The sequence below is a fragment of the Hydrogenophaga sp. genome (assembly GCF_030158645.1).
GTDB lineage: Bacteria > Pseudomonadota > Gammaproteobacteria > Burkholderiales > Burkholderiaceae_C > Hydrogenophaga.
On sequence record NZ_JAOASO010000152.1, the window covers coordinates 1 to 5414 of the forward strand.

Below are 5414 nucleotides of genomic sequence, written 5' to 3' on the forward strand. Positions count from 1 at the left end.
ATGGACGACACCGACAAGCTCAAGGTGTTGGTGGAGGACGCGCTCAAGATGGGCATGAGCTTCGAGGCGCCCGACGTGAACCGCGGCGTCCACCGTTTCGAACCCGTCACCAACAAGGCCATCCGCTACGGTCTGGGCGCCATCAAGGGCACGGGCCAGCAAGCCATCGAAGCCATCGTGGCCGCACGCGAAGGCCGCGGCGACGGGCCCCGGGGTGACGAGAAAGGCCCGTTCAAGAGCCTGTTCGATTTTTGTGTGCGCGTGGACCGCACGCGCTTGAACAAGCGCACGGTCGAGGCGCTGATCAAGGCGGGCGGCTTTGACTCGCTGCACCTCAACCGCGCCGAGCTGCTCGCTTCGGTGGACCGCGCGTTTGAATTCGCTGCCGCGAGCCTGGCCAACGCCAACCAGGGCGGTTTGTTCGACATGATGGGCGGTGACGACCACGGCTCCAGCACGCAGGAACCCGACCTGGTGGCCACCACGCCCTGGGGCGTGAAGGAACGCCTGACGATGGAGAAGACCGCGATCGGCTTCTACTTCTCGGGCCACCTGTTTGACGAGGTAGAGCGCGAGGTGCGGCGCTTCGCACGCACCCCGCTGGGCGACGTGGTGGAGAGCCGCGACCCGGTGATCCTGGCCGGCATCGTGACCGACTTCCGTGTCATCAACGGCCAGCGCGGCAAGCTCGCGCTGTTCAAGCTGGACGACAAGACCGGCGTGTTCGAGACCAGCGCCGACGAGAACCTGATCAACGCCCACCGCAACCTGCTGAAAGACGACGAACTCATCGTCGTGCAGGCCGTGGCCCAGCCCGACCGCTTCTCGGGCGGCGTGCGCCTGAAGATCCAGCAGGTGTGGGACCTGGCCGCCGCGCGCTGCCGTTTCGGCAAGTACCTGCGCGTGGCGGTGAACGGCCACGCGCCGGCTGTGGCGCAGTTGGTGCGCGAGTTTCCGCCCAAGCGGGAGGTGACGGAGCAGGGTGAGCTGGTGCGGGGCTTGCCGGTGCGCCTGCAGTTGTTGCGCGAGGGCGCACAGTGTGAGTTGCAGCTGGACGACCGGGCGTTGTTTTTCCCGACCGATGCGGCGCTGGCCAGCTGGATGGCGCAGGCGCATGAGCGGCGGGCGGAGATCGTGTTTGACTAGAAGGCACCCCCTGCGCCGCTGCGCGGCTTCCCCCTGAAGGGGGACAACATCTGCGGCCCGGCAGAGCCGGTTCCGCGATGTTTCTGGTGTGGGGGCACGCGCTCCGGCCCCGCTTTCTTCAGTCCAGCGGACGAAGACCAATCACCAGTGACGACGGTACTCGCCCGTCGGTGTCGCGCGGCAGGCTGTTGGTGCGGTCGATGGCGCGCAGCACGGCTTCGTCCCAGGCGGCGTTGCCGCTGCTCTTGGTGAGCTTGCGCGAGGTGATGGTGCCATCGGGCGCGGTGCGGACCTCGACCTCGGCGCGGGGGTTGCCCGGCGCCACGTCGGTGAACACCACGTTGGGTTTGATGCGCGCGGCCACCTTGGCGCCGTAGCCCGGCGTGGGACCGCTGGACTGCTGGGCGGTGCCGGTGCTTTGTGGGCCACCGGTGGCGCCGGCCTGGCCCATCATGCGTTTGATCTGGTCTTCCCGGATCTGCGCCAGCCGCTTTTCTTCTGCGGCTTCCTTGCGCGCCTGCTCACGCTTCTCGGCAGCGAGTTTTTGCTGTCGCTCCTTTTCGTCGGCGGCTTTTTCCGCCGCGATCTTTTTCTCGGCCGCCGCCTTTTCCGCCGCTTTCTTGTCCGCCGCGATCTTCTTGGCCTCTTCCTCGCGCTCCTTCTTCTCCGCCTCCGCCTTCTTCTTCGCTTGTGCGGTGGCGATCTCGGCCTGGGTGGGGCCGGGCGGGGGCGGCGCGGGGGTGGGCGCAGGTGCCGGTTTCGGGGCCGGAGCCGGGGTGGGTTGCGGCGGCGGGGGAGGGGGTTCCACCGCACGCGGCGCCGCCTGTTGGGGCAGGCGCGACCAGAGTTCGGCTTCCACCGACACGGGTTCGGTGTCGTGTTGCCACTGCACACCCAGGGTCAGTGCAATCACCAGCAGACCGTGCACGACGAGCGCCAGCCCCATGGGGCCGAGCCAGCGGCCGCTGGGGGGCGGCGCGAGGTCGAGGTGGTCGGCGGTGGACTGCATGGCGCGGAGGAGCGGTTCAGCGCGAGGTTTGCACCGACAGGCCCACGCGGGCAATGCCCGCGCGCTGCAAGGTGTCCATCACGCGAACAACGGCTTCGTACTTCACGTTCTTGTCGGCGCTGATCACCACCGGCACGCCTCCCTCGGGTGGGGCGCCCTTGCTGCTTTGCAGTTGCTGCACCCGGGCCACCAGCTGCGTCAGGCTCACGGGCTGCGGCTCGGTGCTGGCAGAGCCTTCGCGCACCTGGATTTGCTCGTCCTTGTCGATCATCACCGCCACAAACCGGTCGGGCTGGCGCCCAGCCTGGCCCACGCTGGGCAGTGCGATCTGGCTGGGCGTGATGAGCGGGGCCGTGACCATGAAGATGATCAGCAGCACCAGCATCACGTCGATGAACGGGACCATGTTGATCTCGTTGATGGTGCGGCGGCCCCGGCCGCGTGATGAAACGGCGGGCATGTTCAGTGACCTGAAGGAGATTGCTGCTGCGCGCCAAGGTTGCGCTGCAGGATGTTGGAGAACTCTTCCATGAAGGTTTCCATGGCGTTGGCCACGCGGTCGATGTCGTGCGCGAAGCGGTTGTAGAACACGACCGCCGGAATGGCGGCGAACAGGCCGATGGCGGTGGCCACCAGCGCCTCGGCGATGCCGGGTGCCACGGTGGCCAGCGTCACCTGCGCGAGGGCGGCCAAGCCAGTGAAGGCGTGCATGATGCCCCACACCGTGCCGAACAGGCCGACATAGGGCGAGACCGAGCCGACCGAGGCGAGGAAGGAGAGGTTGGTCTCCAGCACGTCGAGTTCGCGCTGAAAGCTCGCGCGCATGGCGCGACGCGCGCCGTCGAGCAGGGCGCCGTTGTCGGTGATGCGGCGCTCGCGCAGCTTCTGGTATTCGCGCATGCCGCTGGCAAAAATGCGCTCCATGGGGCCGCCGTGTTTGGCGCTCTGGGCGGCTGCGGCGTACAGGTCGTTGAGGTTGGTGCCGGACCAGAACTCGCGTTCAAAGTCTTCGTTGTGGGCGCGCACGCGCTTGAGCGAGAACACCTTGCGGAAGATGGCGGCCCAGCTCATGACGGAGACCACCATGAGCAGCACCACCACGGCCTGCACCACCCAACTGGCGTTGAGCATCAATTGAACGATGGAAAGATCTTGGTTCATGGGTGTTCGGAGAGGGCGGGTCGCGAAGAAGTTTCAGGGGGTCAGCTGGAGCGCGGCCATCACGGCGGATGGAATGCGCTGCGGGCGCAACTGGCGGTCGTCCACCCAGCCGATGCGGATGGTGCCGCTGCAGAGCAGCTCGGCCTGCGCACCGCCTTGCTGCGGTTTCAGGAGCGCAGTCTGCTCGATTGTCATGGACGCACGGCCCGCATCCACCACCCGCGCTGTAACCAGAAGCAAATCATCCAGCCGCGCCGGTCGGTGGTATTGCAGCTGGGTCTGGCTGACGACGAACATGCCGCCCAGCTGTTCTCGCAGGCGCTGTTGTTCAACGCCCAGTGCACGCAGCCACTCGGTGCGGGCGCGCTCGAAGAACTTGAGGTAGTTGGCGTAGAACACGATGCCGCCCGCGTCGGTGTCTTCCCAGTAGACACGCACGGGCCACGTGAATGGGGCCGCTTGCAGCGCGGGCAGGCTCACAGTGCATGCTCCAGGCGAGCGACCGCTTCACGAAGCTGTGCCATGGAGTTGGCCGTGGAGAAGCGCAGGTAGCGGCCGGGGTCGGCGCTGCCGAAATCGCGCCCCGGTGTGGCGGCGAGCTGGCAGCGGTTCATGAGCTCAAAAGCCAGCGCCCAGCTGCCGCCTTCATCAGCACGCGCGCCTTGCGGAGGGATGCCCCAGCGCTCGCACAGCCCGGTCACATCGGCCCAGGCGTAGAAGGCACCGTCGGGCATCACGGGCACGGTCAAGCCCAGGCGGTTGAGTTCGGGAATGAAATAGTCGCGCCGTGCCTTGAATTCGCTGCGCCGACGCTCGTATTCGGTGAGGCTTTCGGTTTCGAAGCAGGCCAGGGCGGCGTGTTGCGCGATGGTGCTCGCGCAGATGAACAGGTTCTGCGCCAGGCGCTCCACGGCAGGCACCAGCGCGGGCGGCAACACCAGCCAGCCCAGTCGCCAGCCGGTCATGTTGAAGTACTTGCTGAAGCTGTTGACACTGATCACCTCGTCGCCCAACCCGTCGGGCAGACCGAGCGCGCTGTGGCCGAAATCGTCCTCGTAGCTCAGACCGAGGTAGATCTCGTCGACCATGGTCACGCCGCCTTTGGAGCGCACGAAGCGCGCGATGCGTTCGAGTTCGTCACGGGCGATGGACGTGCCGGTGGGGTTGGAAGGTGAGGCCAGCAGCACGCCGCGTGTGGCGGGATTCCAGTGGGCTTCGACCTGATCTGCGCTGAGTTGAAAGCGCTGTTTGGGGCCGCTGGGAATCATCACCGCGCGGCCTTCGGCCGCCTGCACGAACTGCCGGTTGCAGGGGTAGCTCGGGTCGGGCATGAGCACCTCGTCGCCGGCTTCAATGAGCGCGAGGCAGGCCAGCTGAAGCGCGGCGGAAGCGCCCGCAGTCACCACGATGCGGCTCGCATCGACGGCCAGACCGAATCGGCTCGCATACCACCCGCTGATGGCTTCGCGCAGGGCGGGCAGGCCGAGCGCCTGCGTGTACTGGCTGCTGCCGTCGCGGATGGCGCGCTCTGCCGCGGCCACAACCAAAGGCGGAGCGGTGAAGTCCGGTTCGCCGATGTTGAGGTAGATCATCGATCGGTCGCCCGGCTGGGCCTGGGCCGCCATGGCTGACGCGGCCTTGGCCAGCTCCATCACGTAGAACGGTTCGACGCGCTGAGCGCGCTGCGAAATCCTCACGGTGCGGCGTTCTTGCGGGTGCCGGGTTTTGCAGGCGCTGCGGCCACTTCAGCAGGGCGCAATTGCGCCGCCAGCTGATGCAGCACGCCATTGACGTACTTGTGGCCGTCGGTGCCGCCGAACGATTTGGCCAGTTCAATGCACTCGTTGAGCACCACGCGCCACGGCACGTCCAGGCAGTGCTGGAACTCGTAGGCACCGATCCAGAGCACGCCGCGTTCGATCGGGGAGAGCTCGCTCAGCGGGCGATCCAGTGCCGGCTTGATCATGGCGTCCAGCGCGTCTGCTTCGTTGATGCAACCGTGCAGGAGCGCGTCGAAGTGCACGCTGTCGCACTTGTGGAAGCCGGCCAGGTCGCGCGTGAACGCGTCGATGTCGGTGGCGGCGTTGCGGCCCACCAG

At 67.0% G+C, this 5414-nt stretch carries 6 protein-coding genes and 1 pseudogene; 1 reads left to right on the forward strand and 6 read right to left on the reverse strand.

Annotated features, from left to right (window positions below; all coding sequences use genetic code 11):
* Nucleotides 1-1146: pseudogene (gene dnaE / locus Q1W68_RS16560) on the forward strand (DNA polymerase III subunit alpha); the annotation flags it as partial.
* 118 nt (nt 1147-1264) lie between these two features.
* Here the strand turns inward: dnaE and tolA are convergent.
* The 6 genes from tolA to nusB form a co-directional block, all read right to left on the reverse strand.
* Complete coding sequence (tolA, locus tag Q1W68_RS16565) at nt 1265-2155, reverse strand: cell envelope integrity protein TolA (protein WP_300653341.1); 891 nt, start codon at nt 2153-2155, stop codon at nt 1265-1267.
* Nucleotides 2156-2171: 16 nt separating this feature from the next.
* Entirely contained in the window at nt 2172-2615 is a 444-nt protein-coding gene (locus Q1W68_RS16570; RefSeq protein ID WP_300653338.1) for a biopolymer transporter ExbD, read from the reverse strand.
* A gap of 2 nt (nt 2616-2617) precedes the next feature.
* Nucleotides 2618-3316, reverse strand: a complete 699-nt coding sequence (gene tolQ, locus Q1W68_RS16575; protein ID WP_300717116.1) for a protein TolQ — start codon at nt 3314-3316, stop codon at nt 2618-2620.
* A 33-nt stretch (nt 3317-3349) separates the two neighbouring features.
* Nucleotides 3350-3781 carry a tol-pal system-associated acyl-CoA thioesterase gene (ybgC, locus tag Q1W68_RS16580; protein WP_300717118.1) on the reverse strand — a complete coding sequence of 144 codons (432 nt, stop codon included), beginning with the start codon at nt 3779-3781 and terminating at the stop codon, nt 3350-3352.
* A gap of 11 nt (nt 3782-3792) precedes the next feature.
* Nucleotides 3793-5013 (reverse strand): pyridoxal phosphate-dependent aminotransferase, encoded by a 1221-nt coding sequence (locus tag Q1W68_RS16585; RefSeq protein WP_300654321.1) that lies wholly within the window; start codon nt 5011-5013, stop codon nt 3793-3795.
* On the reverse strand, nt 5010-5414 hold a 405-nt coding region (gene nusB, locus Q1W68_RS16590), incomplete at its 5' end, for a transcription antitermination factor NusB (RefSeq protein ID WP_300717117.1). The genes Q1W68_RS16585 and nusB, both read right to left, overlap by 4 nt.